This is a genomic window from Paenibacillus curdlanolyticus YK9 (assembly GCF_000179615.1).
In the GTDB taxonomy this organism is placed as follows: domain Bacteria; phylum Bacillota; class Bacilli; order Paenibacillales; family Paenibacillaceae; genus Paenibacillus_T; species Paenibacillus_T curdlanolyticus.
The window spans coordinates 158,143-184,591 of record NZ_AEDD01000001.1; the positions used below are offsets into that span (position 1 = coordinate 158,143).

The 26,449-nt window shown below is 53.6% G+C and carries 28 protein-coding genes; 20 read left to right on the forward strand and 8 right to left on the reverse strand.

The annotated features are described in order from the left end of the window. Positions 1-63 precede the first annotated feature (63 nt). From PAECUDRAFT_RS00665 to PAECUDRAFT_RS00695, 7 genes are all read left to right on the forward strand, one after another. Positions 64-564, forward strand: coding sequence for a DUF948 domain-containing protein (locus PAECUDRAFT_RS00665; protein ID WP_006036153.1), 501 nt, complete (start codon positions 64-66; stop codon positions 562-564). 2 nt (positions 565-566) lie between these two features. Beyond that, positions 567-1,019 carry a YtxH domain-containing protein gene (locus PAECUDRAFT_RS24375; protein ID WP_006036154.1) on the forward strand — a complete coding sequence of 151 codons (453 nt, stop codon included), beginning with the start codon at positions 567-569 and terminating at the stop codon, positions 1,017-1,019. A 251-nt stretch (positions 1,020-1,270) separates the two neighbouring features. Beyond that, the gene (racE, locus tag PAECUDRAFT_RS00675) at positions 1,271-2,080 is read left to right on the forward strand and encodes a glutamate racemase (protein ID WP_006036155.1); all 810 of its coding nucleotides are present in this window, start codon (positions 1,271-1,273) and stop codon (positions 2,078-2,080) included. Between the two features lie 180 nt (positions 2,081-2,260). Continuing rightward, positions 2,261-3,463 (forward strand): M14 family metallopeptidase, encoded by a 1,203-nt coding sequence (locus tag PAECUDRAFT_RS00680; protein ID WP_006036156.1) that lies wholly within the window; start codon positions 2,261-2,263, stop codon positions 3,461-3,463. 146 nt (positions 3,464-3,609) lie between these two features. Next, entirely contained in the window at positions 3,610-3,858 is a 249-nt protein-coding gene (locus tag PAECUDRAFT_RS00685; RefSeq protein WP_006036157.1) for a hypothetical protein, read from the forward strand. 103 nt (positions 3,859-3,961) lie between these two features. Next, on the forward strand, positions 3,962-4,264 hold the full coding sequence (locus tag PAECUDRAFT_RS00690; RefSeq protein WP_006036158.1) for a hypothetical protein: 303 nt from the start codon (positions 3,962-3,964) through the stop codon (positions 4,262-4,264). Positions 4,265-4,282: 18 nt separating this feature from the next. Beyond that, positions 4,283-4,504: a DUF1450 domain-containing protein gene (locus PAECUDRAFT_RS00695; protein WP_006036159.1), complete on the forward strand. Its 222-nt coding sequence runs from the start codon at positions 4,283-4,285 to the stop codon at positions 4,502-4,504. Between the two features lie 470 nt (positions 4,505-4,974). Here PAECUDRAFT_RS00695 and PAECUDRAFT_RS00700 read toward each other — a convergent pair whose 3' ends face one another. The 3 genes from PAECUDRAFT_RS00700 to PAECUDRAFT_RS00710 form a co-directional block, all read right to left on the reverse strand. Further along, on the reverse strand, positions 4,975-6,987 hold the full coding sequence (locus PAECUDRAFT_RS00700) for an LTA synthase family protein (RefSeq protein WP_006036160.1): 2,013 nt from the start codon (positions 6,985-6,987) through the stop codon (positions 4,975-4,977). 132 nt (positions 6,988-7,119) lie between these two features. Then, a complete protein-coding gene (locus PAECUDRAFT_RS24380; RefSeq protein ID WP_050794240.1) occupies positions 7,120-7,884 on the reverse strand; it encodes a TerD family protein in 765 nt (254 codons plus the stop codon). Positions 7,885-8,163: 279 nt separating this feature from the next. Continuing rightward, positions 8,164-9,312, reverse strand: a complete 1,149-nt coding sequence (locus tag PAECUDRAFT_RS00710; protein ID WP_006036162.1) for a THUMP domain-containing class I SAM-dependent RNA methyltransferase — start codon at positions 9,310-9,312, stop codon at positions 8,164-8,166. 127 nt (positions 9,313-9,439) lie between these two features. Here PAECUDRAFT_RS00710 and PAECUDRAFT_RS00715 point away from each other — a divergent pair, with 127 nt between their 5' ends. Continuing rightward, complete coding sequence (locus tag PAECUDRAFT_RS00715) at positions 9,440-10,102, forward strand: O-methyltransferase (RefSeq protein WP_006036163.1); 663 nt, start codon at positions 9,440-9,442, stop codon at positions 10,100-10,102. A gap of 88 nt (positions 10,103-10,190) precedes the next feature. Here PAECUDRAFT_RS00715 and PAECUDRAFT_RS00720 read toward each other — a convergent pair whose 3' ends face one another. Next, entirely contained in the window at positions 10,191-11,402 is a 1,212-nt protein-coding gene (locus PAECUDRAFT_RS00720; protein WP_006036164.1) for an MFS transporter, read from the reverse strand. A gap of 204 nt (positions 11,403-11,606) precedes the next feature. Between PAECUDRAFT_RS00720 and hemE the strand changes: the two genes are divergently transcribed. The 6 genes from hemE (at position 11,607) to PAECUDRAFT_RS00750 (ending at position 17,853) form a co-directional block, all read left to right on the forward strand. Continuing rightward, positions 11,607-12,680, forward strand: coding sequence for a uroporphyrinogen decarboxylase (hemE, locus tag PAECUDRAFT_RS00725; protein WP_040711205.1), 1,074 nt, complete (start codon positions 11,607-11,609; stop codon positions 12,678-12,680). Then, positions 12,673-13,632, forward strand: a complete 960-nt coding sequence (gene hemH / locus PAECUDRAFT_RS00730) for a ferrochelatase (RefSeq protein ID WP_006036166.1) — start codon at positions 12,673-12,675, stop codon at positions 13,630-13,632. Before hemE ends, hemH begins: the two co-directional genes overlap by 8 nt. A gap of 141 nt (positions 13,633-13,773) precedes the next feature. Next, positions 13,774-15,159 (forward strand): CapA family protein, encoded by a 1,386-nt coding sequence (locus PAECUDRAFT_RS00735; RefSeq protein WP_006036167.1) that lies wholly within the window; start codon positions 13,774-13,776, stop codon positions 15,157-15,159. 19 nt (positions 15,160-15,178) lie between these two features. Further along, positions 15,179-15,910, forward strand: coding sequence for a glycerophosphodiester phosphodiesterase (locus PAECUDRAFT_RS00740; protein ID WP_006036168.1), 732 nt, complete (start codon positions 15,179-15,181; stop codon positions 15,908-15,910). 4 nt (positions 15,911-15,914) lie between these two features. Then, positions 15,915-16,820, forward strand: a complete 906-nt coding sequence (locus PAECUDRAFT_RS00745; RefSeq protein WP_006036169.1) for a DUF92 domain-containing protein — start codon at positions 15,915-15,917, stop codon at positions 16,818-16,820. Positions 16,821-16,839: 19 nt separating this feature from the next. Beyond that, complete coding sequence (locus PAECUDRAFT_RS00750) at positions 16,840-17,853, forward strand: LacI family DNA-binding transcriptional regulator (RefSeq protein WP_006036170.1); 1,014 nt, start codon at positions 16,840-16,842, stop codon at positions 17,851-17,853. A gap of 90 nt (positions 17,854-17,943) precedes the next feature. Here PAECUDRAFT_RS00750 and pepF read toward each other — a convergent pair whose 3' ends face one another. The 3 genes from pepF to PAECUDRAFT_RS00765 all read right to left on the reverse strand — a co-directional run bounded on the left by pepF (position 17,944) and on the right by PAECUDRAFT_RS00765 (position 20,497). Continuing rightward, positions 17,944-19,734, reverse strand: a complete 1,791-nt coding sequence (pepF, locus tag PAECUDRAFT_RS00755; protein ID WP_006036171.1) for an oligoendopeptidase F — start codon at positions 19,732-19,734, stop codon at positions 17,944-17,946. 241 nt (positions 19,735-19,975) lie between these two features. Next, positions 19,976-20,155, reverse strand: a complete 180-nt coding sequence (locus PAECUDRAFT_RS00760) for a hypothetical protein (RefSeq protein WP_006036172.1) — start codon at positions 20,153-20,155, stop codon at positions 19,976-19,978. Positions 20,156-20,263: 108 nt separating this feature from the next. Further along, positions 20,264-20,497 (reverse strand): hypothetical protein, encoded by a 234-nt coding sequence (locus PAECUDRAFT_RS00765; protein WP_006036173.1) that lies wholly within the window; start codon positions 20,495-20,497, stop codon positions 20,264-20,266. A 163-nt stretch (positions 20,498-20,660) separates the two neighbouring features. Between PAECUDRAFT_RS00765 and PAECUDRAFT_RS00770 the strand changes: the two genes are divergently transcribed. From PAECUDRAFT_RS00770 to PAECUDRAFT_RS00780, 3 genes are all read left to right on the forward strand, one after another. After that, positions 20,661-21,371, forward strand: coding sequence for a class I SAM-dependent methyltransferase (locus tag PAECUDRAFT_RS00770; protein ID WP_006036174.1), 711 nt, complete (start codon positions 20,661-20,663; stop codon positions 21,369-21,371). 74 nt (positions 21,372-21,445) lie between these two features. Then, positions 21,446-21,643 (forward strand): cold shock domain-containing protein, encoded by a 198-nt coding sequence (locus PAECUDRAFT_RS00775; RefSeq protein ID WP_006036175.1) that lies wholly within the window; start codon positions 21,446-21,448, stop codon positions 21,641-21,643. Between the two features lie 118 nt (positions 21,644-21,761). Continuing rightward, positions 21,762-22,556 (forward strand): alpha/beta hydrolase, encoded by a 795-nt coding sequence (locus PAECUDRAFT_RS00780; RefSeq protein ID WP_006036176.1) that lies wholly within the window; start codon positions 21,762-21,764, stop codon positions 22,554-22,556. Between the two features lie 71 nt (positions 22,557-22,627). On the opposite strand, the gene PAECUDRAFT_RS00785 is transcribed toward PAECUDRAFT_RS00780, so the two are convergent. Beyond that, entirely contained in the window at positions 22,628-23,818 is a 1,191-nt protein-coding gene (locus tag PAECUDRAFT_RS00785) for an MFS transporter (RefSeq protein ID WP_006036177.1), read from the reverse strand. Positions 23,819-23,984: 166 nt separating this feature from the next. Between PAECUDRAFT_RS00785 and PAECUDRAFT_RS00790 the strand changes: the two genes are divergently transcribed. The 3 genes from PAECUDRAFT_RS00790 to pfkA are packed head-to-tail and all read left to right on the forward strand — an operon-like array spanning position 23,985 to position 26,395. Continuing rightward, positions 23,985-24,302, forward strand: coding sequence for a hypothetical protein (locus PAECUDRAFT_RS00790; protein ID WP_006036178.1), 318 nt, complete (start codon positions 23,985-23,987; stop codon positions 24,300-24,302). A 33-nt stretch (positions 24,303-24,335) separates the two neighbouring features. Further along, positions 24,336-25,403, forward strand: a complete 1,068-nt coding sequence (locus tag PAECUDRAFT_RS00795) for a tetraprenyl-beta-curcumene synthase family protein (RefSeq protein WP_040710543.1) — start codon at positions 24,336-24,338, stop codon at positions 25,401-25,403. A gap of 23 nt (positions 25,404-25,426) precedes the next feature. After that, positions 25,427-26,395: a 6-phosphofructokinase gene (gene pfkA, locus PAECUDRAFT_RS00800; RefSeq protein ID WP_006036180.1), complete on the forward strand. Its 969-nt coding sequence runs from the start codon at positions 25,427-25,429 to the stop codon at positions 26,393-26,395. The last annotated feature ends 54 nt before the right edge of the window (positions 26,396-26,449 follow it).

Consider the following 26,449-nt stretch of genomic DNA (forward strand, 5'->3'; position numbering starts at 1 on the left):
TCATTACAAATTAGGCATTCGTCTACTTCCACCAAGAGGCGAGCGGGAAAGGAGCGCGATGTCATGATGACGGCGGCATGGTGTGCGGTAGCAGCAACGATCGTATTCATCGTTTTGACGATAGGCTTGCTTATGAGCTTGCGGGCTGCGGTGTACCGGCTGACGCTGATGCAGCAATCTACGGAAAAGCTGGAGCGGGATATGCGAACGTTAATGCTTAAACTGCAAGGAACGACGGATCGTATGGATGATACGCTTGGGCTTGTGAGTACCCAACTGCGTGCGATGAGCGGATTATTCCAAGCGGCCTCCCTGATGGGCGAATCGGTCGAGAATGCTTCAGCAGCGATGAATGCAATGACTGCAGCTTTATCCAATAAAGCTAGACAGCAAGCGGAACGGATCGAGAACAAGCGGCTGAAGGGACTCGATGAGGCGCTTGATTGGGCCGAGGTCGGAATGACGGCATGGCAGCTGTGGCAATCGGTACGTGACAAAGTTGCGAATAAGCCCGCATGCTCTGGGGAGGACGATGGGCACGATAAAGATGGAGGGAGCGATTAATAATGGCAAAATCTACAGGTAGCAAAGGTTTTCTGTTCGGCGCATTGGCGGGGGTAGTCGTTGGCTCGGTTACTGCGCTGCTGTTCGCGCCAAAAGCGGGCAAAGAGCTTCGCCATGACATTGCGGAAGGCGCTCAAAAGGTAGGCGACACGACGGCAAGAATCGCATCGCAGGTCGGTCAAACGACGGGACGCATCGCGAAACAAGTCGGCAGCAGCGCGTCTGAGGTGGCCGACCGTGCGAAGTCCGCAGCGGCGGGCGTCGTCACGAGTGTCAGATCGTGGCGTGGAGGCGAAGAGCGAGTGGAGGCGGAGCTGGAGAAAGCGATTATTAGCTCGCTGACAGCAGGCATTGCTTCGTCGGAGAACGAACTGGTTTCGGATGCACTGGAAGCGCTGGAGCCGGAAACCGAGCAAGTGGAATCGATCGACAAAACGCTTCAAACGATTGGATAACTCGTTCGCATCGGTTGGTCGCCTGGATGACCGACATCAAAAGGCGGCAGTCCTTATAAGGGCAGCCGCCTTTTGGCGTCCATCGGGTTGTATTGGGCCGGGATGCTGATAGCGACAGGTATGGCCATACATAGCGGATGCTGCAGCCATCTTCTTTTCATACGACAGGGCTAACAAATAGGTACATTTCCATGATGGCATTCATATGCTATTGAAATCTGTCAAACTGTTGAAAAGAAAGCGGTGTGGATGTGCAGCAGCCGATTGCGATATTAGACTCTGGAGTTGGCGGATTAACGGTTGCCAAAGAAGTGATGCGACAGCTCCCGCGCGAGAAAATTGTCTATTTTGGCGATACCGCTCGCACGCCGTATGGTCCGCGTCCGGCAGGTGAAGTTGTTCGTTTTACGAAAGAGATTGTCGATTATTTGATTCAATACAACCCCAAAATGATTGTTGTTGCATGCAATACGGCGACTGCATTTGCCCTCGATGATTTGAAAGAAATGGTATCTGTCCCAGTCGTCGGCGTAATTGATCCAGGGGCCAGAGCGGCGCTCAGCCGGACGAATACGGGCGTAATCGGGGTGATCGGCACCGAGGGGACCGTTCGAAGCGGCGCATATGAGCATGCGCTGAAGCAGCTTTCACCGCACATTCATGTAATCAGCCAAGCGTGCCCAGCATTCGTGCCGTTAGTGGAGCAGGGCAATTTTCGATCGACAGAGACGTTTCATACCGTTCAACAGGCGCTTGGTTATTTACGGGAGTACCCGCTTGACTGCATGATTCTTGGATGCACCCATTATCCGTTTTTGTCGGAAAGCATAAGTGAAGTGATGGGTCCTGAGGTTGCATTGATTAGCTCGGCCGAGGAAACCGTGCGAGAAATTCGAGCGATTCTAGAAGGGCAAGGCAAGCTTGTAAGTATCGAAGCAGAGCCCATGCATCGTTTTTTTTGCAGTGGGGAGCAGCAGATGTTTAAGCAGATTGCGACACAATGGCTGGGCAAACAGATCGAACTGACGCCAGTCGTGTGGCAAGTTTCCCATACCTGGTAGTGATAGTTGAAAGGCGAATGAAACAGGACAGACATCGGGGGTTCCGGATATGGACCCGTGATGCGCTGTCCTTTTTGGCATTCGGGGAATGAGCGTTCCTGTAAGCGAATACGATGTAGGGATAAGCATCTTTCACCTCTCACGAATAATCGAAAGTTCCGGAGAAAAGGAGGAGGTCCATTGCTCTCCTATACCGTTCGTCCCGGTGACACGCTGCTGCGTATCGCACGGGATTTTGGCATATCAGCCGCTTCGCTGCTTGCCTGCAACCCTAGATTAACGGAAGGGGAACCGATCCCAACGGGTATTGTTTTGCAAGTTCCGCCGGCATCCGATGTATGGTACACCGTCCAAGAAGGCGACACGCTTCATCGGCTCTCCGAGCTGTTTGGGGTTGAAGCATCAGCAGTGGAGGCAGCTAATCGCAGCTGTCCGCCTGCGCTGTGGGCGCCGGGCACGCTGCTGCGCATTCCTGTTGGTCCGCCTAACCGCATTGTAGACGCGCGGGCGGAATATGGCCCCGGAGAGCTTAGCCGAGATTGCGCGCGACTGGCAGAGCGCTACAGGACGGCGGTTGAGGTGCGAAGCATCGGCGAGAGCGTGATGGGCAAGCCCATAATCGCGATCAGGTTGGGCAGCGGACCTCGCGTTATGCATGCGAACGGCGCCGTTCATGCGAATGAGTGGATTACTAGCATGCTGCTTATGACTTTTGCAGAGGATGTCGTGCGAGCGTCGGAGCTGAACATTCAATTGCGAGGCGTAGACATCCATTCCTTGCTGTCGAAGGTTACGTTATGGATCGTGCCGATGGTTAATCCTGACGGCGTGCAGCTTGTGCAGGAAGGGCTGCATAAGGATCATCCGCATTACGCTAAGCTGCTTGAGATGAACCGGGGCTCGGGGCGTTTTAGCCGCTGGAAGGCCAATGTCCGGGGGGTTGATCTGAACGATCAGTTTCCTGCGCATTGGGAAGAGGAATGCAGCCGGCGAGGGACGTCTGGACCGGGACCTCGCGATTACCCGGGCGCTAAGCCGCTCAGCGAGCCGGAAGCGGCTGCCCTGGCGGCATTTACGGAGGATCAGCAATTCGAGCTGGTATTGGCGCTGCATACGCAAGGGCAGGAAATCTATTGGAACTATCGCGGGTTTGAGCCGCCTGAATCCGAGCGAATCGCTTTTCGATTGGGGCAAGCCAGCGGGTACCGCCCTGTCCATCTGACAGGCAGCGATGCCGGCTACAAGGATTGGTTCATCCAGACCTATCGAAAGCCGGGGTTTACGATTGAGGCGGGGATCGGGGTAAACCCGCTGCCGCTGGAGCAATTCGACGATATGTACGACGATGTAGTCAAGCTGCTGCTGGAGGCTATGCTTTCGTGATGGTAGAGGCGACTATCGCCGGTTGGAGCAACGGGGCCGCTAAACGCAATGGTTTAGCGGCCTCGTGCTGCGTGGTATACTTGTACCAAAGGCAGAGACCGTGCGAAGCATGTGTAGCTTATACCTGCCGACGAGGAGGGATAAGGATGAACAAGCTGCTTTCGCTTCGACGCTGGAAGCATTTGTTGATGCGTGTTTATAAGCTGCTCTTGATGCCGCAGGTGAAGCTTGGAGACAAGCTGCTGTTTATCGTGCCGGTTGTCATATACTGGATTTTGCCCGATGTGCTCGTACCGATCCCGTTTATGCCGCTGGACGATATTGCGATAACGCTGCTCATTGCAGGATGGTTTGCAGGCCGGACGGAGCGCAAATACGGCATTACAAGCCGATGAAACTAGGAGTTGCGGGTTGAACTTCTGCGAGGCATTCTATACAATAACTAAGATAAGCCTAGGTATAGGATATGAATGATAGAGTAAAAGGAGCGATTAACCGATGAAGTGCAAAATATCGAAAAACGCAGCGAAGGTTCTCCGCGTTGAGCTGGACAAGCCAGAAAATGAAGGGAAGCTGCTGCGCATTTATGTGACGCACGCGCATGGCGATCACGCGCATTACGGCATGGGAATCGATACGCCGACAGAGAAAGACGAAGTCGTTAAGACGGATAAGGATATTGACGTTATTCTTGAGAAAGGCGTCGATTTCCTCGATGGCGTTCGCGTTGACTATTTCTACGTGCCGGAAGAAGGCTTTGCCGTTACGAATCCGTCCCGAGGCAATCACGGCGATCATTAATCGCAGAAGCAATTCATCATGCCTAACGACATACGCATTTGCGACAAATGCAAATATATTCGCGTCAAAACGATGCTTCCCAAGCTGGCGAAGCTGGTACCGGAATCGGAAATAAAAATAGGCTGCAAGTCATACTGCGGTCCCTGCGCCAAGTACCCGTTCATTTTTGTAAACGGACGATACTTGAAAGGGAAATCGGAAGATGACGTGATCGAAGCAGCGAAGAAGTATTTGAAATAAAGAGGATGCGCATGGGCAGAAGCCGCGGGGAACCGCGGTTTTTTTGTTGTTTCCTGGGGATTTTCCGCCGCTCATCGCAGACATCCGGCCCGCTAACGGACTCCACAGCCGTTATATCGCGCAAAAGTCCCTCGATTTGCATGTAACGGACCTCAAATGACGCTATTTCGCGTATTTGGCCTCAAATTAGCTGTTAAACTGCGAAATAACGGCTGGCTGGGTCCGTTACAATATCAAAATGCCACAGAAGCGGCAAATAGCGTCACCATGGTCCGCTAGAATGGTGCCTGCGCTGCGCGAATTGCTCCAAAGCGAGCAGAAAAAAGCCATTGCAGTATGATCTGCAATGGCTTTAAGCGCATAAAGTATATTGATATCGTCAAGGCGGCTGCGGTATCAGTAACAATGCCAGCGACTGGGCACGCTGCGCTGCGATTAGCCTGCAGTGCAGCTCCTCTTGCGGAGGCTCGCTATTTCCCCGCTGAAGCGCCCGCCGCTTCAGCCTGACGCTTGTTCAGTATGCCGATGATGTTATACTGGACGGTTTCGTCGGAGACGCGCAGCTCATCGCGTGCAGCTTGCGCGCCTGCGGTGCAGCCAGCTTTGTCTGTCGTTTCGCCCGTGTTGGCGTCGTAGCAAACGCCATTGGCGACGATGCCATCGGAGGATGGCATGTAGAACACATTGCCGTCCGTGAAGGCGCCGCTGCGGAAGACGACCTTCTTGCCCTCAAGCGGCTTGTCCAAAATAAGCGGCGTACCGACCTTGCGCTCGCCAGCTGTCGAAATGCCCAGCAGATGCAGGATCGTTGGCGATACATCGAGCTGACCGCCTACGTTATGGTAGGTGCCTGCATGCTTGCCGTCAGGCAAGTGGACGATGAACGGCACTTGACGCAAAATTTGCTGCCGCTGAATCTCGTTGAGCGGCTTGCCCAGCAGCTGTTCGAAAGGCGCCCAGTCCCGGATCGAATTGTCGTGGTCGCCGTAGAACAGGAAGATCGACCGGTCCCAAAGTCCTTCTTGCTTCAGCTTCGCAACGAAGTTGCCAAGCGATTCGTCGACATAATGCACGGCCTGCAAGTAGTCGCCGAACATCGTGCCTTTGAACGAGCCGACATCAAGCTTCTGATAGCTGGCCGGCAAGGCGTACGGATGATGGCTCGACAGCGTGATGAGGAACGAATAGAAGGGCTGCTTTTGCTCGCTCATGACGTCTGCCGATTGACGGAAGAACGAATTGTCGCCGATCGACCAGCCAAGCGGCTCCTCGGTCGTGAAATGCGTCCGGCTGTAGAACGTATCGTATTTCATCCGCGAATACATCGTATTCCGGTTCCAGAAGCCGCCGTCGTAGGCGTGGAACACGGATGTGGAATAATTGTTCGCTTTCAACGTAGCGGGCAGGCAGTCAAAATCATTTTGCGCATATTGAATAAAGACCGAGCCGCTAGGCTGAGGCTGCACGGAACATTGAACGGCGAAGTCGGCGTCCGATGTCCGACCTTGTGACGTCTGATGGTAGAAGCGGTCGAAATAGGCGCTTTCCTTGATCAGAGCGTTCAAATTCGGCGTAATTTCTTGCCCGCCGATCGATTGGCCAATCACATAGTTCATATAGGCTTCCGCCTGAACCATAATGACATTGCTGCCCTTATACTCGCCGAAGGTCGAATCGGATTCCAGCGTACGGCGAACGTCGCCGCGCTCCTTGAACCATTGCTCGGCCTCATTGACCTGATCATCCGTTGCGACAGCTTTATGAATCCAATGCTGGTTCGCGTAACGGTAAACGTCGTAGCCGTGGAAGCCAAGCACGCCTGTTACGTTATAGATCGACAGATTCCACCAGTTGCCTACGAATAGGCCCTGTGCCCATGTTTTCTTCGCAATGTTCACCGGTACGAAGACGAGCGTCAAGCCCGTTGCGAACACGATGAGCGCGAAGGAGATGCGAAACAGCACGCGGCGAAGCCTGGGCGAGCGGCGGAAGCTAAGTCCGCTATGCTGGACAGGCTTGCGGCGAAGGCCGAGAATCGACAAAATAATGACGAATGGCCAATCGACGAACAGCCATAGGTCTTTCCAGCTCAGAAGCGAATCGATGCTGTCACCGAGTGACTCGACTTGTCCGGCTTGCGTTAATACCGGGACGGAAATTAAATCTTGGAAGTAACGGAAGTAGATTAAGTCTGCGAATACAACAAAGGTCAGGATCAAGTTAAGAACAACAAGCGCAATTGTCCGTCCGCGCTTCGGCAGCAGAATCGTCCAGAAGGAGGCGAGTGCCAGCGAGCCGATCGCAACGAAGACGTCGTCGACGCTCATCGCCATATTCGGCACATGAATGTAACGATCGAATAAGACGAGCTTGAACATCATAAGCAGGAAAAAGCACAACAGATCTGCGGCAAGGATGCGTACGACAAACTGCAAGGAACCTTGAAGCCCGCGCCGCGCCGTACTTTGCAACGGTCTATCCATAGTGAAAAGTAGCCTTCTTTCTTTACCGATAGTTAATAAGCCATATTCCATTATAGTCTAGTAGAAATGTAATGCAAGGTTATGGGAAACGTTGGCTTATAGTGAACCCTTTGCTGCTTTACAAATGCGCGTCTATCTGCTCAAGAGCTGCCGCGAGGTGACGTTAAGCGCTTCGGCGAGCAGAAGAAGCTGCGAATGGCTGAAGCGGTCTAATTCGCCTCGCTCCAGTCGTGATATCGGGGAGGCGCTTTTATAGCCGATTTTTTCAGCCAACTGCTTTTGGGTCATGCCGATGCTGCGCCGCACGCGTTCCACGTTATGCCCGATTTGAAAAGTTTCATAAAGGTCGTAAAGATCTTTGGGCAAAATGGCTTGCGCGTCAGCTGCTACCTCTGGAAGCGTCTGCTCAACCTCTAAGCCAAAATTTAGGCATAACGCTCGCAGTCCGCCAAAAAATCCGCTCCCAATCGGATTAAACTTCCACTCTCCTTTATAAACATAAAGCTCGCCAATGACGATGGCTGTTTCCTCGGTCAAGTCCTCCCCAAAGCGGAAGGTTGCAAGCTCCTTGCCTGTTCGATGGTTCAATAAACGGATGCGGATCTCGGCGACTTGACTGAAGGAGTGAGATTGCTCTTCGCCTTCGTAAATCGTGAGGGAAACGGCTATTTTTTGCACTTGCAAGGCTAATCGATCGAACGCGACAATGAACTGTGCTTTGTTCGAATGGACTTTTTGGTAAGCGACAGAGCCATTGCGATGATCAGGGTTTCCATAAAAAATGCAATCCTCATCTTTCTCGCATACGCCATGTGCGTTTAGTAAAAAGGCAGATGCATCCAGGTCAATATCCGGATTAAGAAGATCCCACTCCACCTCGAACAACAGCTTGTCCATGCTTTCATTTTTAGTAATATCGATTTTTTGTCCTCGAAAACAAGCCCGACGGAGCAGGCGCTTGAACGATTTGAATTGGCAGTCTCGAAATCTATTGCGACAAAATCCACGATACGTACCCCCGAAAAAATGAAATGTCAAGGCTTACACATTCTAGCATTTACCGTATGTTCATAATCAATATAGCATTACATTTAATAGATTCCAAACATTCCCTGCTCGAGTGAAGCGCAAACATGAAAAGGGCGCCCTCGTTGGAGGACGCCTCAAGCTACAGCTTTATTGGTTGTTGCGCGGTGGAAGCGGACCTAAGTACTGGTACAACTGACATTCGATTCGTCCGTTGAACAGCTTGCGTTTCTTATCGGCATTCCGTGTAAAATGATGCTCGAACTGCTTTTCCGGGCTGATCGCGAACAGCGACCAGTTCTGCAGCATCAGGTAGGAGAAGCCGAGCTGGCGAATCAGCTTTTCCGCCTCCTTCTGATCGGCTAACCGTTCGCCGTACGGCGGATTCGTCACGATGACGCCATAGGAGCCTTGCGGCTGCGCTTTGGCAACGGACAGATTACGCAGCTTGATCTCTTTGGCGAAGCCGGCTTTTTTCACCGCGGCCTCGGCAACCTCGATCGCATTCGGATCGATGTCGGAGCCTGCGATGTCGAGCGGCACATCATCGCGAACGGCGTCGAACGCTTCTTCGCGCGCACGCGACCACATCTCCTCTGTCACGAGCGGCCAATGCTCGCTGTTGAACGAGCGGCGAAGCCCAGGCGCAATGTTCCAGCCGATCATCGCGGCTTCGACGAGGAACGTGCCCGAGCCGCAGAATGGATCATACAGCGGGCGGTGCGGCGCCCAGCGGCTGAGCTGGAGGATGGCTGCTGCCATCGTTTCCTTCAGCGGCGCTTCGGTGACGAGGCGGCGGTAGCCCCGCTTGTGCAGGCCCGGCCCTGTCGTGTCCAGCGTCAGCAGCGCGCGGTCATTGAGCATGATCACTTCGATAACGAAGCGTGCGCCGTCCTCCGGGAACCATTCGGTGCCGTAGCGCTCCTTCATTTTTTCGACGACCGCTTTCTTCACGATCTTCTGGCAAGCCGGCACGCTCGACAGCTGCGACTTGTGGGAGCGTCCTTCAACTGGGAACTCGCCGTTGTTCGGAATCCAGTCCGGCCAATCGAGCGCCTTCGTGCCTTCGAACAGCTCGTCGAAGGTGGTGGCCTCGAATTCGCCCATTTTGATCAGTACGCGGTCGGAGGTGCGCAGCCAAAGGTTGGTGCGGCAAATATCCTCAGGCCCGCCCGTGAACGTTACTCGACCGTTTTCCACGGTCATATCGGTGTAGCCAAGCTCCTTGAGCTCGCGCGCGACGATCGCCTCGAGCCCCATTGGAGCGGTAGCGATTAATTGCAATTTGCGCTCTGTCATAGTCATCCCCGTTTCGTATCATGGCGGCGGCTGCAATCGTATAGTTGTGCGCCACCGGTCAAAATCATACAATCAAGTATAGGATAAAAGAGCAAACTTGTACAAACATGAGTTGGAGGAATTGCAGATGAATGAAAACAAGGATGAGGAAAAGGACGGTATCCAGAGCGCGGAACGTTATGTGGACGGCTTATTCGAAGAGGATGAGCAGTGGGCGAAGGTAAGGGAGCAGCTGGCTGCCAATGACATGCCGGACATCTCGGTGGAGCCCGGCTACGGCCGATTGCTGACGCTGCTGGTACGCGCATCGGGCGTGCAGGATGCGCTTGAAATCGGGGCGCTCGGCGGCTACAGCGGCATTTGCCTGGCACGCGGCATTCGCGATGGCGGCTCGCTCGTATCGCTGGAGCTCAAGCCGGAATTCGCAGCAGTCGCGAAGAGCAATATGGAGGCGGCGGGATTCGGTGATGTCGTCGAATACCGCATCGGGGATGCGATGAAGTCGCTGGAGCAGCTTGCAGAAGAAGGCAGGAAATTCGATTTCTTCTTCATCGACGCGGATAAAGGCGGATACCCTGCCTATCTCGAATGGGCGATCAAGCTCGCAAGACCGGGAGCGGTCATTGCTGCGGATAATACGCTGCTTCGGGGCAAAACGGTCGATATGACGCGTACGGGCCCATCGGTGCTTGCGATTCGAGCGTTTAACGAAGCGATTGCGCGCGATGAGCGGCTGTTAGGCGCGATGCTGCCGTCGTATGACGGCTTGGCGTTAGCGGTCGTCAAATAAATGTTAAACCGCAGTTAAACAACGAGCATGCAAGCTAAAAAGGACACGCAGCGCTGAATCAGCGTTTGCATGTCCTTTTTTTACGTTCCTAAGCAGCAGCCCGCGGCTCTTTCCGACGCAGCAGCGTTCGGTATACCCAGAACGCATTCGCGAACATGAACACGGAGGAAATAAGGAACAGCCCCTCGATGCCTGTCCAGCCAGACAGAACGCCGCCGGTAATCGGTCCGACCATATTCCCGAGGCCAAGCGTGCTGCTGTTGAAGCTGAAGGCGCGCGTGGCCATGCCTTCCGGCGCGTATTTGCGAAGCAGCGCGTTGACGGAAGGGACGAGGCCGCCTAGAAAAATGCCGAGCGCGAAGCGGGATAACAGCAGCTGCCACACGGAATGCACGAAAGCTTGGGGAATGAACATGAGGGCGGCGCCGATGAGTGCAAAGCCGAGTATTTTCTCGCCGCCGACCCGATCGCTCAACCTGCCCAGCAAGGGAGACGAGATCATGTTGGACAAGCCGGTTACCGACCCGACGAAGCCGGCGTAGAAGGCTAAGTTTTCGGTTGTGCCGTGCAGCTTCTGCACATAAAGCGGAATGAGCGTCATCGGGCTCATCATCGCGAATTGAATGAGAAACGTCACGGCGTATAGCGCCGGAATTTGAGGGACGCGGCTTAGCCGGCGCAGCCCTTCGGTAACGGACATTTGCTCCTTGGCTGCCGCCGCCTCTCGGTTGAAGTTCTCTTTGACAACGAACATGGACAGCAGCGAAGCGAGAAACAGCAGGGAACCCGTAATATAAAAGATCGGGCGGAAGCCGACGACATCGGCGAGCAGTCCGCCTATGAAAGGTCCGAGAATCGTCCCGGCAATGGCGCCGGATTGGAGCGTGCCCATCGCGAAGCCAATCCGGTTCTTTGGCGTCGTCGTGGACACTAGCGAGACGGACGCGGGATTAAATCCGGAGATCGTGCCGTTCACCATTCGCAGCAGCAGCAGCTGCCACGGCCCTGTCGCGAACCCCATGAGCACCATAACGACGGCCATGCCGAAGCCGGAGCGGAGCAGCATTGGCTTGCGTCCAACCCGGTCGGAAAGCTTGCCCCAGAACGGTTGGAAGACGAACGACGTAATAAAGTTAGCAGCAAATATAACGCCGGACCACATCGCCACATTATGCTCGCCGTGCACGCCGAGGTCGCTCTGCAAGTAGAGGCTGAGGAAGGGGATAATCATCGTCATTCCCGCCATAACCATGAACTGGCCGATCCATAACACGGCCAGATTTTTTTTCCATTGCTCCATAGGATGCGCCTCCTGCCTCAAACACTGTTCGACTAGTATAGCATAACGTGGGAGGCAGCCGTTTATCCTTAATAGCCGAATATGAGCATCAGATGAGCATTTTGTCATACTATTGTCAACGATGAAGAGACGAGCAGGTTGTTAGCTTCTCTCGAAACGGGCATAATGGAAACGAAGGGAAATTTGCAGAAATGGGGAACGGGAATGAGCTACAACGACCGATTTATTCGGGCCATCCGGCAGGAGGCCGTCGATCAAGTGCCGGTATGGTACATGCGGCAGGCTGGACGTTACGACCCCGAATATCGGAAAATTAAAGAGAAATATTCGTTATTAGAAATATGCAGCCAGCCTGAGCTCGCAGCTGAGGTGACGATGATGCCAGTGCGCAAGCTGGGCGTGGATGCTGCTATTTTGTATTCTGATATTATGAATCCGGTTGCCTCTATCGGCATCGACTTTGATATTGTTGCGAACGTTGGACCTGTCATCGCGAACCCAATCCGTTCGGCAGCGGATGTCGACCGCCTTAAGCCGATTGATGTCGAAGGGGATTTGGGGCATGTCATCGAGACGATCCGCATTCTCGACCGGGAACTGGATGTTCCGCTGATCACGTTTGCAGGCGCGCCGTTTACGATCGCCAGCTACATCATCGAAGGTCGTCCTTCCAGAAACTATCTTCGCACCAAGGCGCTCATGTACAGCGAGCCTGACGTATGGCATCGATTGATGCATAAGCTCGGCGACATGGTAATCGCCTATTTGCGTGCGCATATGGCCGCAGGCGGCAAAGCGTTCCAGCTGTTCGACAGCTGGGTCGGAGCGCTTGCGCCGCATGATTTCCGCACGTTCGTGCTGCCGACGATTGAGCGGATTTTCTCCGAGCTTTCCGATCTGCCGCAGCCGAAAATCTATTTCCCAGGCGTTGCGTCTGGCGAGCTTCTGACGGAGCTGCATAGCCTCCAAGCTGATGCGATCGGATTGGATTGGCGCGTATCGATTCCGGAAGGGCGTCGCCGCTTGGGCGGCAAATTCGCCGTGCAAGGCAATCTGGATCCCGTCGTGCTGACGGCTCCGCAATCGGTTATCGAAGCGCATGCGAAGACGATTATTGATCAAGGCTTGGAGCAGCCTGGCTTTGTGTTCAATCTGGGACATGGCCTGTTCCCTGAAGCTTCGCTTGAAAAGCTGAAGGCGTTGACCGATTATGCTCACGATTACTCGTCGAAAGCAATCGCTGCGCGCACGCGGGAAGGAGAGAGCTCGCATGTCTAATTCGCGAATTGGCGTACTGGTTATGTCTTACGGCACGCCGCAAAGCATGGATGATGTGGAAGCGTACTACACGCATATTCGTCGCGGCCATCCGCCAACGGCGGAGCAGCTGGACGAGCTGCGCGGACGCTATGAGGCCATCGTAGGCGGCGTGTTCCCGCTGCGGGCCAATACGGACCAGCAGGTAGCTTCGCTGCAGGACAAGCTGGAGCAGGCAGCGCCGGGTCGATACGTTTGTTACCAAGGGCTCAAGCACGCAAAGCCCTATATTGAAGATGGGGTTGCCCAAATGGCAGCGGACGGCATCAAGCATGCGGTCGGCATCGTCTTGGCGCCGCATTATTCCATCATGAGCGTCGGCGGCTATAACAAGCGGGCGCAGGAGAAAGCCGCAGAGCTTGGGATTACGATGGTTTGCGTGGAATCGTATCACTTGCATCCGCAGCTGATCGCTGCGCTGACTGAGCGGGTGCAGGACGGTTTGAAGCGTTTGGCAGATACGGCTGCGCAGGAGCGAGGGGCATCGTTCAACAATCGGACCAAAGTGCTGTTCAGCGCGCACAGCTTGCCGGAGAAAATTCGCGAGATGAACGATCCTTATGAACGCCAGCTGCTGGAAACGTCTGCTGCCGTTGCCGAAGCGGCTGGCGTGACGGATTGGCAGTTTACTTGGCAGAGCGCAGGCCGAACGCGCGAGCCGTGGCTCGGGCCAGATGTCCTGGAGACGCTGAAAACGCTCCGTGAGGAAGGATATGAAGCGGCGCTCGTTGCGCCGATCGGTTTCGTGTCGGACCATCTTGAGGTGCTGTACGATCTGGATATCGAAGCGAAGGCGTTCACGCAAGAGCTCGAAATGTCGCTGGAGCGGATTGCGATGCTCAATAGCGATCCTCGTTACATGGAGACGCTTGCGGATGCAGTGGCGGAAGCTGCAGGCAAGCTTGCGCGATAAACGCTTTGCCTAATCGAATAGCCCGTCCGTAAACGCCAAAAGTGCGTGACATGGACGGTCGTAATGCTGGTATAATGGGTGAAGTCCCGTTATACCTTTTTTTTATAAATTTGTCCTAATAGCCCTTATCGGAGGTTGGTCATGTACGTATCGCGTTCGGATTCGCAGCAGCAGAACAAGAAACGGCGACGGAGGCGAGTGCGCCGGCTGGTCGTCATTAATTTCACTATGCTCGCCATCATACTGATACTGGTTGCCGTGTTCTGGTCAACGATTTTTTCCTCCAAGCAATCGGACGGCGGATTAACTAGCAAGGCGGAGCACGGGAATTCGGACACAAACAATGCCCCAAGCGAGCCTGAACAAGTAGATAAACCGAAGGCTGCGCCCGATATATCTGATAGCGGACAGCATTCTGCAAAGGATAATTCGGTAAAACCTCCGGATACAACAGATGACGCGAAACCCGGCGACACAGAGTCTCCTTCGACAGATTCATCTAAACCGGACGATGCAAGCAACCAGCCGCCTGCGGCGAATGAAGGCGAGCAGGGTGCGGCAACGGATGATTCGCAGCAGGCATCGTCATCGGTTAATCTGGCATTTGTCGGCGATATATTGTTAGGCTCCTCCGTCGAATCGACGATGCGAAGCCAAGGCTTCGACTATCCGTTCTCTGGCGCGTTGAATTTGTTAACGGGAGCGGACCTGACAGCCGGAAACTTGGAGGGCCCAATTACGACGCGCGGCGTCCCCGCACAAAATAAGCAGTACGTATTCAAAGGCGCGCCGGATTTATTGAAGTCGCTGACGGATTCCGGTTTTGATGTCGTATCGCTAGCGAATAATCATACATTAGATCAAGGCGCGCAAGGCTTGCTGGACACGATCAAGCATCTGGATAAGGCTGGATTGCCGCACATGGGCGGCGGGAACAACGATGCCGAAGCATTCGCGCCAACGATTCTGGAAGCGAGTGGCGTGAAGGTCGCCTACATCGGACTAAGCCGTGTAGTGCCCGAGACCAACTGGAAAGCGGATAAGGATCATCCGGGCGTGGCAGAGACGTACGATTCGACGCGTGCGGTTGCGGCAATCAAGAAGGCGAAGGAGCAGGCAGATCTCGTTGTCATTATGGTCCATTGGGGCGTAGAGCGCGCGGAGCAGCCGGTCGAACATCAGACAACGTTGGCGCGGCAATATATCGATGCAGGCGCGGACCTCGTCATCGGCAGCCATCCTCACGTGCTGCAAGGCTTCGAGCAGTACAAAGGCAAGTGGATTGCGTACAGTCTCGGCAATTTCGTTTTCAATGAAACGGCAACCCCGCGTACGAAGGATACTGGCGTACTGGAAGCGGCTTGTTCCAAATCGGGCGATTGCAAGCTGACGATTCACCCGATGGTGGCGAAGCAATCCCGGCCAGCGCCAGCTGATCCCGATAAGGCGAAGGAAATTATCAGCTACCTGACCCGAATCTCGTTAGGCGCGAAGGTCGATGCAGAAGGCCATATTATTTCAAAATAACGGTTGGGAGAGTGAAGCCGTGCGGAACCCTTGTGTAGCGCATCGTGGCTGGTCGGGCAAAGCGCCGGAAAATACGCTCGCTGCGATACGATTGGCGATGGCGGAGCACGATTTGTTTTGGATCGAAATCGATGTTCAGCTGTCCAAGGACGGCATTCCGGTCGTTATTCACGACTATACGCTCGGCCGAACGACGAACGGCTGGGGCGAGGTGCGGGCGCATACAGCCGCACAGCTGCAGCAGCTGGATGCAGGCAGCTGGTACGGCGAGGAGTTCCAAGGAGAGCCGGTGCCAACCTTGGAGCAGGTGCTCGCCATCACATGCGGACGCTGCCGGCTTAATGTCGAGCTGAAGACGGATGGACGATATGCAGGCTTGGCGGATAAGGTTCTCCAGCTGCTGTATAAATACAGCCTCCAGCATGATACCGTCCTGACCTCATTCCATATCCCTTCCTTGCGAGAGGTTCGCAAGCTGAACGATGAAGTTGTCACTGGCTTAATTATCGATGGATGGCGCGAAACGCTGATCGATGAGCTGCGGCAGATGAAAGCGAGCTTCCTCTCGCTTGGTTACCCGCATGCAACGCCTAAGCGCATTAAGGCGCTTAAGGCCGCCAAAATTCAGACGATGCTGTGGACGTTAAACGATGCGAAAACGATCAAAAAATATGCAGCGCTTGACCCCGATGTCATGATTTGCACGAATTACCCCGACAAGTGGCGGGAAGGCACGTCAGGAGAGCTATAATACAATGAACTTATTGGATTGGCAGAGTTGGGTACACGATACGAGCTGGATATGGGGAGGCCATGAGGGGTTAATCCCCCGGGCAGTCGTAGGTGTTGCCGGCGGGGCATACGTAGGGCGAATGGCAATTCGAAAGCGAGCCTTAACACGGTCAGGAGCTGCTGCGGCTGCTGTAATGGGGGCTTGTTACACAACGTTCGGAGGCGTACTTTGGTTCGCTACCTTGCTGATGTTCTTCGTGACGTCATCGATGCTATCCCGATGGAAGAAACATCATCGGAGCAAACAGGCAGCTGAGCAGAATTATGAGAAGAAGGGCGCGCGCGACGCAGGGCAGGTATGGGCAAACGGCGGCGTTGGCCTCCTGTTGTGCATCGTACATGCAGCGTGGCCGAGTCCCTATTGGCTGGCTGCTTTCGTCGGCGTCATGGCAGCTGTTAACGCCGATACCTGGGCGACGGAGGTCGGTGCATTAAGCCGCCAAAGGCCGCGCTCCATCTTGACGGGCAAGCGTGTCGCGACTGGAACGAGCGGAGGCGTCACGATGCTGGGGAGCGGTGCGGCTGCAGCCGGAGCGTTTGTCATCGGACTGACAGCGGCATGCTTGGCTGCCGTGCCGGGTTATCAGCAGGCTGGCGGCTATGCAGTTTCCTTCGGGCTGCTTGCTGGAATCGGCACGCTGGCGGGTGTTGCTGGAGCATTTATCGATTCTTACTTGGGCGCGACGATTCAAGCGATGTTTCGGTGCAGCGTGTGCGGCAGCGAGACGGAGCGGATGAGTCACTGCGGACAAGCTACAGCGCCAGTTCGCGGATGGGCGTGGATGAACAATGATCGAGTAAATATGCTGGCCTCTGTCGCAGCGGGTGCGGTAGCGTGGGGATTAAGTTTATTAATCCATATAAATTGATCTAAGAGGGGTGAGGGCAATGGCTTCCATTACGGACGTGGCTAAGCATGCAGGCGTCTCGGTCACAACGGTCTCCAAAGTAATAAATAATTACTCGGACGTCAGCGAGAAGACGCGGAAAAAAGTGAATGAATCGATTCAACTGCTTCGTTATGAACCGAACGTCGTAGCGCGCGGACTAGTCAAAAGACGTTCCTGGACGATCGGCATTTTGCTGCACAATATTATGACCAATCCGTTCGTTTCGGAATTAATGGCGGGGATGCAGCAATCGTTATCCAAGAGCGGCTATGATTTGCTTCATTTGACAGCGGACTTCAACGATCCCGAATATTCGGTTGTGCGCCATTGCTCTAGCCGCAACGTCGACGGAATGGTCGTATTCGGGGTAGGTCGAGACAATAAGATTCCGCTGGACCTCGTCAAAGCAGAATTGCCAACGATGTTTGTCGACACCGATTTGATCGGCAGGCGCGCAGGATATATAACGGCGGATAATCGAAACGGCATTTTAATGGTAGTGGAGCATCTGTATGAGCTTGGCCATCGAAAAATTGCATTCGTTTCAGGCTTCATGGGCTACGTTGCGGGTCGAACGCGGTTTGAGGGCTATCAGCAAGGCTTGAAGCAGTTCGATCTTCCCTACCATTCGAATTATGTGGAGGTTTGCAGCTTCGACAGCATGGGGGGCTACAATGCGATGCAAAATTTGCTTAAGCTGCCGGATCCGCCGACAGCGGTCGTATGTGCAGCCGATGCGATCGCGATTGGTGTTATGAATGCGATTTCAGACGCGGGGCTGCGTGTGCCAACTGACATTTCGGTTGTCGGTTTTGATAACACAGCGTTTGCCTCGATCGTAAAACCGGGGTTGTCTACGGTTAATCAGAACATTTTCTCAATCGGCGAGCGAGTCGTAAATCAATTAATCGAGATGGTGGAAAACCCGGACCATTCTCCGCCGATCGTCGTGGAGCCCGTCGAGCTAATCCTGCGGGAGTCCACCTGTGCTCCGCGCAGCACAACGCAGTAGGAAACATAAAAACGCCGCTATCATAAAAAAAGGCTCGCCAGCTTGTCGGTCGACAGGCAAGCGAGCCTATTTATTTGATCGGATCGGCAATTACTTCGTGAGCTGCTCCATTTGCTCGATGAGCTGCTCAAACACAGCCATCGCTTGCTCAATCGGCTCCGGCGAGGACATATCGACGCCCGCACGCTTGAGGATGTTAATCGAATAGTCGCTGCCGCCGCTCTTCAGGAAGCCAAGATAACGCTCGACTGCAGGCGCGCCTTCGTCAAGAATTTGCTTCGCGAAGCTGGTTGCAGCCGAGAAGCCCGTAGCGTATTTGTATACGTAGAAGCTCGTATAGAAGTGAGGAATGCGTGCCCATTCCACCTCAATGTCCTTATCCACGACCATGCCTTTGCCATAGTACAGCACATTCAGGTCATAGTAAATTTTGGACAGATCCTGCGGCGTCAGCGACTCTCCCGCTTCTGTACGCTCGTGTACGATTTTTTCGAATTCCGCGAACATCGTCTGGCGGAATACCGTCGTACGGAACTGATCGGCGTAATAGGTGAGCAGATACATTTTTTCTTTTGGATCGGTCGATTTGTTCAGCATGTGATCCATCAGCAGCGCTTCATTCAACGTAGAAGCGACTTCTGCGAGGAAGATCGTATATTGCGCATCACGATAGTTCTGCGAGCTGTCCGAGTAGTAGGAGTGCAGCGCATGGCCCATCTCGTGCGTCAACGTGAACATGCTGTTCAGGTTGTCTTTATGGTTCAGCAGCACGTAAGGATGCGTGCCGTAAGCGCCCCAGCTGTAAGCGCCGCTGCGCTTGCCTTCGTTCTCGTACACATCGATCCAACCCTGGTCAAACCCCTCTTGCAGAACGTTAAGATAAGCATCGCCGAGCGGCTTGAGGCTCTCTTTGACGGTCGTTTTTGCTTGGTCATAGGTAATATCCATCTTAAACTCATCAACGAGAGGAGCGAATAGGTCATACATATGCAGCTCGTCGACGCCAAGCAGCTTCTTGCGGAGCTCCATATAACGATACATGAGCGGAAGATGCTTATGTATCGTATCGATTAGATTCGTATACACTTCCTTCGGAATGTTATCGCCGAAGAGCGACATTTCGAGAGCAGAAGGGTATTTGCGAGCGCGGGAATAAAAGACGTTTTTCGTTACGTTAGCATTAAGCGTTGCAGCCATCGTGTTGCGAAGCTTGCCGTATGTATCGTACATCGCCTTGAAGGCATTGGCGCGAACATCGCGATTTTTGCTCTCCAGGAATTGAATGTATCGGCCTTGCGTCAGCTCGATTTCTTCGCCTTGCTCATTTTTTACTTTTGGGAATTTCAAGTCCGCATTGCTCAGCATGCTGTAGATCGTATTAGGAGCTTGCGTGACGCTGCCAACCTGAGCAAGCAGCGCTTCCTCGGCCTTCGACAGCACATGCGCTTTTTGGCGGCGCATTTCCTCCAGCGTCTTCTTGTAAAGCGCGAGATCGCTATTATTAATGAGTGCGTCAAGCTGCTCGTCAGAGAGGCTAAGCACCTCAGGCGTCACATACGATAGCGCTTCGCCCGTCTCAACGCTAAGCTTTTTGGTTTTATCGGAAAGCGCCTGGTAAGTGGGCTCGGCTGTATCCTCATGATGCCGCATGTTCGCATATACATAGAGGCGTTCGACATGCAGCGACAGCTCGTCCTCGAGCTCGAAGCAAGCTTTGAGCTGGGCAGGGTCAGCCAGTTTGCCCTCATAGGCTGCCGCTTGCTTGATTTGCTCTTTAGCAAGGGCATATTCACGGTCCCAGGAAGCTTGATCGCCGAACAGATCCTCCAACTTCCAGTGGTGTTCAGCAGCGGTTTCAGAACGTTTCGGTACGCTTGTCATCTTATTCCTCCTAGAATGAGAATTCGGTTGTATTTTTTCAGATCCGAGTTGCCTGACATAGGATAATGGTGCCTGAGCGTGGACATTAGGCGCGGAATCGCCAAGGAGAGCAGTCGGCAGCAGCAGGACAGGCAGTAGAGCGGAATACCATTTCATCGGCACACACCTCGCAGCACAATTTGCCACTAGTATGCCGGTATAGGCGGGGGCATATCCGTCTAAGACGGAATGCCCTGCCGGGTTAGCTGCCCATGGTTGTCAGGCTGTAGACGATGAGAAAAAAAGCAAACAAAATGAAGACGATAGCAGAAAGCGCAAGCGGGCGCCGCAGCGAAGCGGGCATGTTGTTCCGATTCATGAGAATAACGCCGCCTAACACGAATGCCGCAATGATGAAAATAAGCGTTGCCTTCGGATCCATGAACGATCTTATCCTCTCGTAGTGACTAGTATGCGGATGCTGTATTCGATATGTTCGCCATTCACATGGAATATCCTTCCGTATGGTTTTCGGCGAAAGGGGAGGAGGCTATACCTCTTTGAAAGCCGCCATAATCGTTGCCAGTTCTTCTTCGCGGCCAACGAAGTCGCTTGGGCGGAAGCGATTCTCTGCCCAATGCAGCATTTCGGGACGGCTGACGAAAGTGTGGCACTCTTCGCCCCATTGATCCGAAATTTCACGGACGATTAGCGTTTTGCCTTGCACCTCGACGGTGAGCATGTTGTATTTGTCGGTTTTGTAAATCTGATGTTTCTTGAACATGGGATATGCCCCTCTCAAAGGTTTGCATTCATCATAGCCAATGAATGGGGTGGAAATCAACCTTAGTTAGTGGTAGGATTAGGTATCCGGAATCCATGCGGCGGCTTGACCGACCGGTGCCGGACCAGTTGAGCATGAGAAGAAGAGAAGGAGACGAGTAGAGATGAGCGTAAACAAGAGGGACGTATATGAGCAGGTTGGCGTTGCAGCCACTTGCCGAGGGTTTGAAGAATACAAGCGCATGTTTGTGCTGCCGGACCAGCTTGAGCATTCACGCATTCTTGATATTGCGGGCGGCGCATCTTCTTTCACGGCGGATTGCCGATCGAGAGGCATTGACGCCATTGCGGTTGATCCTAGATATGCATTAGAGCCAGAGCTCATGCTTGCGGACGGGAAGCAAGAGATTGAGACTTCCACCGAGAAGCTGCGTGCGTTAGCCCATCGATTCGACTGGACTTTTTATGGCAATATTGATCTGCATCGGGAAGGACGATTGCGTTCCTTCGACAAGTTTGCTGCAGATTATGCGTCATCCACGGCCAAGGGCCATTATATAGCGGGATCGCTTCCGGAGCTTCCATTTGAAAGCGGGACCTTCGATCTTGTGTTGTGCAGTCATTTCTTATTTTTATATGCCGAGCAGTTTGATGCGAGCTTTCACGAGCGTGCCGTGCTCGAAATGATGAGATTATGCCGTCCTGGCAGCGGCCAAGTCCGCATTTATCCGCTTATGTCGCTGCGGTGGGAGCCGTATGCGCATATGGATAGATTGCTGGAGACTATCCGCCGAGCAGGAGGCAGGCCGCGTTTTGAGCGTTCCCAGCTGCCGTTTATGCCGGGATCAGAGGACCTGCTCGTCGTCGAAGTTTAATTGCAATTTTTATAGGGCGCGTGTATAATAAGTGTATTCGCCGTATACGGCGATAAGCTTAGGAGGTTGTTTACATGAAAGGCACAGTAAAATGGTTTAACGCAGAAAAAGGCTATGGCTTCATTCAAGTAGAGAACGGTGAAGACGTATTCGTACACTTCTCCGCGATCACAGGCGAAGGCTTCAAAACGCTTGAAGAAGGTCAAGCAGTAGAATTCGACATTACCGACGGTAACCGCGGTCCCCAAGCAGCTAACGTCATTAAATTATAAGATAAAAGCTTATAATAGATGCCCTAGCACGACGAAGAGGCTCTCTGCTCAAGCAGAGGGCCTTTTTCTTACCTCTACTCATCATGCACCTATTCCATGAAGCGAAGGAGCACTGCACATGAATGCCAATATCTATCTATGGCCGGAAGGCGCGCCGTATGCGGCTGGAGAGCAGGAGCAGGATCGTCCGCATTTGATTCCTTACCTGTTGCATTCGGAGAAATCGGTTAGCGCTGTCATTGTATGCCCAGGCGGCGGTTACGAGTTTCTTGCCGATCACGAGGGAGGGCCAATTGCACAGTGGCTGAACGAGAATGGGATCGCGGCATTCGTGCTGAAGTACCGGGTTGCTCCGTACAAGCATCCCGTGCCTCTGATGGATGTGCAGCGTGCAATCCGGCTCGTGCGGCTCAGGGCAGCAGAGTGGAACATTGATGCGAGCCATATCGGGATTCTCGGTTTTTCTGCTGGCGGGCATTTGGCATCGACGGCGGCGACCCATTTCGATGACGGGCAAGCTGAAGCGGCAGATCCGGCGGAACGGCTATCGTGCCGGCCCGATGTGGCGGTGGTTTGTTATCCGGTTATTTCGATGGGCGAGTTCCGGCATAATGGATCACGGGAGAATCTGCTAGGACACAACCCGACCGAGGCCGAAATAGCGCTGCTGTCCAATGAGCTGCAGGTAACGCCTTCAACGCCGCCGGCTTTCATCTGGCATACGATGGAGGATGATATCGTGCCTGTCGAAAATGCGCTATTGTTCGCAAGCGCGCTGCGCCGTAACGGCGTGCCATTCGAGCTTCATGTTTATGAGCGCGAAGGCCATGGGATGGGGCTAGCCGAATGGGAGCCATCTGCGCGGACATGGCCGAATTTATGTGCGGAGTGGCTAAGGAAGCAAGGGTTCTAGCGGAGAACAAAAAAGCCGTCTATCGATTGAACGATTGCAAGGCGTTCAATCGATAGACGGCTTTTTTGCATTCATGTGGCCTGACGCCGTTCAGAGAGATGCTTGCTCAGGAAGCCGACAGCGGCTATACATGCTAATCCGGCAGCAAGCAGATAAAAAGCTTCACGGCCCATGTGGCCGTAAACATATCCGCCGAAGAGTCCGCTAATCGCGCCGGAAATGCCGTTCCAGACGACAGCGAATACGGCTTGTCCAGACGACCGGAAGTCATCTGGTATCAGATGCGAGATATAGCGCAGCGAAGTCGTAAAGAAGATGCCGAACGTCACGCTATGCATCAGCTGCGTAACAACGACCATCCAAGGCTCAGTCATCTCAGCGACGAGCAGGAGCCGGATCGCATAGAGGGCGCTTGCGATAAACAAGAGCGGCAGCTCCTTGAATTTGTGGCCGTATTTGCCCAGTAAGAAGAAAATCGGAATCTCACTGCAAGCCGACAGCATCCAAGCTAGCCCGACTAACGAATCGCTGGCGCCCATATGCCGCAGCGTAACCGCGAGAAAGCCTTCGTACATTCGATGAGCGGTCGAAATGATAAGCAGGATGGCGAAGAAGGAGACGACCTCCGGCTTGCGAAGCAGATGGAAGAAGCCGGAGAAGTTCATTTTCTTCACGGCCCCTTGATAGTCGCGAAGCAAGAAGGTCAACGCTAACGTAATACCGATTGTACATAGAGCTAGCGGAATCGTATAGCCGGAACCGACTTGCTTGAGCAATAAGCCGAACGCATATGCAGACAATGCAAAGCCAAGCGATCCAAATACCCGAATGTGGGCGTAGGGCCTGCCTGTATAGCTGCTCGACAACAGAATTAAGCTGTCGCTGAGCGGATTAATGGGCGTCTGGAAAAAATAAAAGCCGACCATAACCAAGCAGGTAAGCACAAAGGTGTGGAAGGGAAACAACAGCGACACCATGACCAATTGGCCAAACAGCAGCACGTGGAGCAGCTTTTTGATCGTCCGGTATTTGTCGCTGGCTATCCCCATAATCAAGTTCGCTACGATAGAAATGAGCGGGCCTGTTGAATAGATGACGCCGATCTGCTGCTCGGAAAAGCCTTTGTCGAGAAAATATAAAGGAAAATAGGAAACGGTGAGCGCTTGTGTAGCATAGGCGCCAAAGCTAAATGCCCGCAAGGCGGTCGTTTCTTTAGCTGATGATCGCTTAGGGTGTGCGGCCGCATAAGATGTAGGTTCCATGATGTACTCACTCCTTGATGTAGAGGGCGAGCGGCGTCCCCCGCTCTGCGCATGTCCTTCACAGTATACCACGGTCATTCGGGTGGGAGGGGAGTATTTTCTGAACCGTGCAAGGCTGGATTTATAGACCGTAAAATGTTAAATTAGGAATGGAGGATTGCGAAGAATGACGAAATATCAGTTCGTTTGGAATGACCGTCTGGGCATCTCGCTGCCGACGCTTGAACTGCAATGGGACGACTACACGGATGCTGAGCGTCTGGCTATCGTCGAGCAGTGGGAGACGATCAGAGGGGCGATCCCGGATCGGATAATAGCCCTCGAGCAGCTCATCCGCGTACAGCAGGCACGGCTATACGATGAAGAGGATTTTGAGGCCAGCTGTTTGCTGAATTTTGATATTGCAGAGCTCGCAAGCCAGATTAACGATTTACATATTTGGTACCGCATCAATCAAGAGATTGAATCGCGGCGTCATTCCTGACGGATCGGACACAAAGGAGGCGCCAATCTCAAAATGGGTACAACGATGATGCCGACTGGAGCATTGCGAATGATGTATCGCGTATACAGATTCGTGCTGCCCGAGGTGCGCAAGGAGCTTGCCGTTTGGCGTCAGCATGCGGCGGGCATTCCGGATCCGGAGTTGCGCGCGCAGGCGCTTGCCAGCCTGGCAACCAAGCAGTTTCACTGCGAAGGGGGAGCGGTTTACGCCGCTGCGAATCCAGCCTATAGGCATGTCTTGATACCATTAATTGTAGCGCTTCAGACCATTAGCGATTACTTGGACAACCTATGCGATCGAAGCACATCGCTAGATCCGGACGATTTTCGGCTGCTGCATCAGTCGATGCTTGATGCGATTGATCCACGCGCAACTGCGCGCGATTATTATGAGCGCCGTGTCGAACGGGACGATGGAGGGTATCTGCAAAGGCTGGTGTTCACCTGTCAGCAAGCTGTGGAGCAGCTGCCATCCTTCGCATCCGTCCAGCCTTATGTTACGGAGCTTGTCCGTCTTTATTGCGATCTTCAAGTGTATAAGCATATTCGAATCGAGCAGCGAGGACCCGAACTCCTTGCATGGCGCGAACGCTACGGCGATCTGGCGCCTCACTTGCAATGGAACGAGTTTGCGGCTGCAACGGGATCAACGCTTGGCATGTTCATGCTGTTCGTAGCGGCAGCTGAGGACGGTTTGACTTCCGGCGAAGCGAAGCAGGTTCGGGATAGTTATTTCCCGCATGTATGCGGATTGCATATTATGCTTGATTATTTGATCGATCAAGAGGAAGATCTGGCAGGCGGAGACTTGAACTTCTGTAACTATTACGCTGATCAAGAAACGCTTACGAACCGAATTGGCCTCATGGCCGATCAGGCTCGCGAAGATGTGCGACGATTGCCGGACGCGAAGTTCCATCGTTTGGTCATTGAGGGGCTGTTGGCGTTGTATTTGTCCGATCCGAAGGTTAGAAGCCAGCGTGACGTCAGGCGAATAGCGCGGCGGCTCATGCGTCGCAGCCCGTTGTCACGATTGTTTTTTTATTGGAACAGCATCTGGATTAGAGCAAGGCAAGCATAAGACATCGATAGGGGGATACGAATATGTCAGCAGTGAAATCGATCGCCGTCCTAACAAGCGGAGGCGACTCGCAAGGAATGAATGCAGCGGTTCGTGCGGTTGTACGGAGCGCTATTTTCCATGGCATTGAAGTGTACGGGGTGCAGCGCGGATACCAAGGGTTGCTGAATAATGATTTGCGCCAAATGGATCTTCGCAGCGTAGGGGATATCATTCAGCGCGGAGGAACGATCTTGCAGACGGCACGCTGCAAGGAGTTTATGACGGCTGAAGGGCAAGAGCGCGGGGCGGAAATTCTTCGTGAACGCGGCATTGATGGACTGGTCGTTATCGGTGGCGACGGCTCCTATCAAGGCGCTAACAAGCTGAGCAAGCTCGGCATCAAAACGATGGGATTGCCAGGAACGATTGACAACGACATCCCATTCACTGATTTTACGATCGGATTCGATACGGCGGTCAGCATTGTCGTTGATGCGATCAACAAGCTGCGCGATACGATGACCTCCCACGAGCGCTCGTCTATCGTTGAAGTTATGGGCCGCCATTGCGGCGATATCGCTTTATATGCGGGTCTGGCAAGCGGAGCAGAGACGATTCTCGTCCCTGAAGTTCCATTCGACCTCAATGAAGTATCGAATCGGATGGCAGATAACTTCCGCCATGGCAAGCGCCACAGCATTATCGTCGTAGCCGAAGGAGCTGCGCGCGGCGAAGATATCGCAGCAGCGATCACCAAAAACAACGGCATCGAGCCGCGTGTTACCGTGCTCGGACATATCCAACGCGGCGGCGCGCCGACGCACAATGACCGTGTACTTGCAAGCCGATTGGGCGATTTTGCTGTGCGCAAGCTGATGGAAGGCGATTCCGGCAAATCCTGCGGCATCATCAAAGGCGAGCTGGTCGTGACCGATATCGATACGGTTGTGAACACGAAGAAGTCGTTTAATATGGATATGTACGATCTGGCGCTTCGTCTTTCACAATAACGCTTATTTCGAGAGACAAGCCAATATGGAAAGCCTTATGCTAGGCAGCGTTGC

What these genes read in the sequence shown, in the direction of transcription:
- PAECUDRAFT_RS00665 (WP_006036153.1), top strand. Translation starts at nt 64, where the DNA reads ATGATGACGGCGGCATGGTGTGCGGTAGCAGCAACGATCGTATTCATC.
- PAECUDRAFT_RS24375 (WP_006036154.1), top strand. Translation starts at nt 567, where the DNA reads ATGGCAAAATCTACAGGTAGCAAAGGTTTTCTGTTCGGCGCATTGGCG.
- PAECUDRAFT_RS00685 (WP_006036157.1), top strand. Translation starts at nt 3,610, where the DNA reads ATGAACAAGCTGCTTTCGCTTCGACGCTGGAAGCATTTGTTGATGCGT.
- PAECUDRAFT_RS00690 (WP_006036158.1), top strand. Translation starts at nt 3,962, where the DNA reads ATGAAGTGCAAAATATCGAAAAACGCAGCGAAGGTTCTCCGCGTTGAG.
- PAECUDRAFT_RS00695 (WP_006036159.1), top strand. Translation starts at nt 4,283, where the DNA reads ATGCCTAACGACATACGCATTTGCGACAAATGCAAATATATTCGCGTC.
- PAECUDRAFT_RS00700 (WP_006036160.1), bottom strand. Translation starts at nt 6,987, where the DNA reads ATGGATAGACCGTTGCAAAGTACGGCGCGGCGCGGGCTTCAAGGTTCC.
- PAECUDRAFT_RS24380 (WP_050794240.1), bottom strand. Translation starts at nt 7,884, where the DNA reads ATGGACAAGCTGTTGTTCGAGGTGGAGTGGGATCTTCTTAATCCGGAT.
- PAECUDRAFT_RS00710 (WP_006036162.1), bottom strand. Translation starts at nt 9,312, where the DNA reads ATGACAGAGCGCAAATTGCAATTAATCGCTACCGCTCCAATGGGGCTC.
- PAECUDRAFT_RS00715 (WP_006036163.1), top strand. Translation starts at nt 9,440, where the DNA reads ATGAATGAAAACAAGGATGAGGAAAAGGACGGTATCCAGAGCGCGGAA.
- PAECUDRAFT_RS00720 (WP_006036164.1), bottom strand. Translation starts at nt 11,402, where the DNA reads ATGGAGCAATGGAAAAAAAATCTGGCCGTGTTATGGATCGGCCAGTTC.
- hemE (WP_040711205.1), top strand. Translation starts at nt 11,607, where the DNA reads ATGAGCTACAACGACCGATTTATTCGGGCCATCCGGCAGGAGGCCGTC.
- hemH (WP_006036166.1), top strand. Translation starts at nt 12,673, where the DNA reads ATGTCTAATTCGCGAATTGGCGTACTGGTTATGTCTTACGGCACGCCG.
- PAECUDRAFT_RS00735 (WP_006036167.1), top strand. Translation starts at nt 13,774, where the DNA reads ATGTACGTATCGCGTTCGGATTCGCAGCAGCAGAACAAGAAACGGCGA.
- PAECUDRAFT_RS00745 (WP_006036169.1), top strand. Translation starts at nt 15,915, where the DNA reads ATGAACTTATTGGATTGGCAGAGTTGGGTACACGATACGAGCTGGATA.
- PAECUDRAFT_RS00750 (WP_006036170.1), top strand. Translation starts at nt 16,840, where the DNA reads ATGGCTTCCATTACGGACGTGGCTAAGCATGCAGGCGTCTCGGTCACA.
- pepF (WP_006036171.1), bottom strand. Translation starts at nt 19,734, where the DNA reads ATGACAAGCGTACCGAAACGTTCTGAAACCGCTGCTGAACACCACTGG.
- PAECUDRAFT_RS00760 (WP_006036172.1), bottom strand. Translation starts at nt 20,155, where the DNA reads ATGGATCCGAAGGCAACGCTTATTTTCATCATTGCGGCATTCGTGTTA.
- PAECUDRAFT_RS00765 (WP_006036173.1), bottom strand. Translation starts at nt 20,497, where the DNA reads ATGTTCAAGAAACATCAGATTTACAAAACCGACAAATACAACATGCTC.
- PAECUDRAFT_RS00770 (WP_006036174.1), top strand. Translation starts at nt 20,661, where the DNA reads ATGAGCGTAAACAAGAGGGACGTATATGAGCAGGTTGGCGTTGCAGCC.
- PAECUDRAFT_RS00775 (WP_006036175.1), top strand. Translation starts at nt 21,446, where the DNA reads ATGAAAGGCACAGTAAAATGGTTTAACGCAGAAAAAGGCTATGGCTTC.
- PAECUDRAFT_RS00780 (WP_006036176.1), top strand. Translation starts at nt 21,762, where the DNA reads ATGAATGCCAATATCTATCTATGGCCGGAAGGCGCGCCGTATGCGGCT.
- PAECUDRAFT_RS00785 (WP_006036177.1), bottom strand. Translation starts at nt 23,818, where the DNA reads ATGGAACCTACATCTTATGCGGCCGCACACCCTAAGCGATCATCAGCT.
- PAECUDRAFT_RS00790 (WP_006036178.1), top strand. Translation starts at nt 23,985, where the DNA reads ATGACGAAATATCAGTTCGTTTGGAATGACCGTCTGGGCATCTCGCTG.
- PAECUDRAFT_RS00795 (WP_040710543.1), top strand. Translation starts at nt 24,336, where the DNA reads ATGGGTACAACGATGATGCCGACTGGAGCATTGCGAATGATGTATCGC.
- pfkA (WP_006036180.1), top strand. Translation starts at nt 25,427, where the DNA reads ATGTCAGCAGTGAAATCGATCGCCGTCCTAACAAGCGGAGGCGACTCG.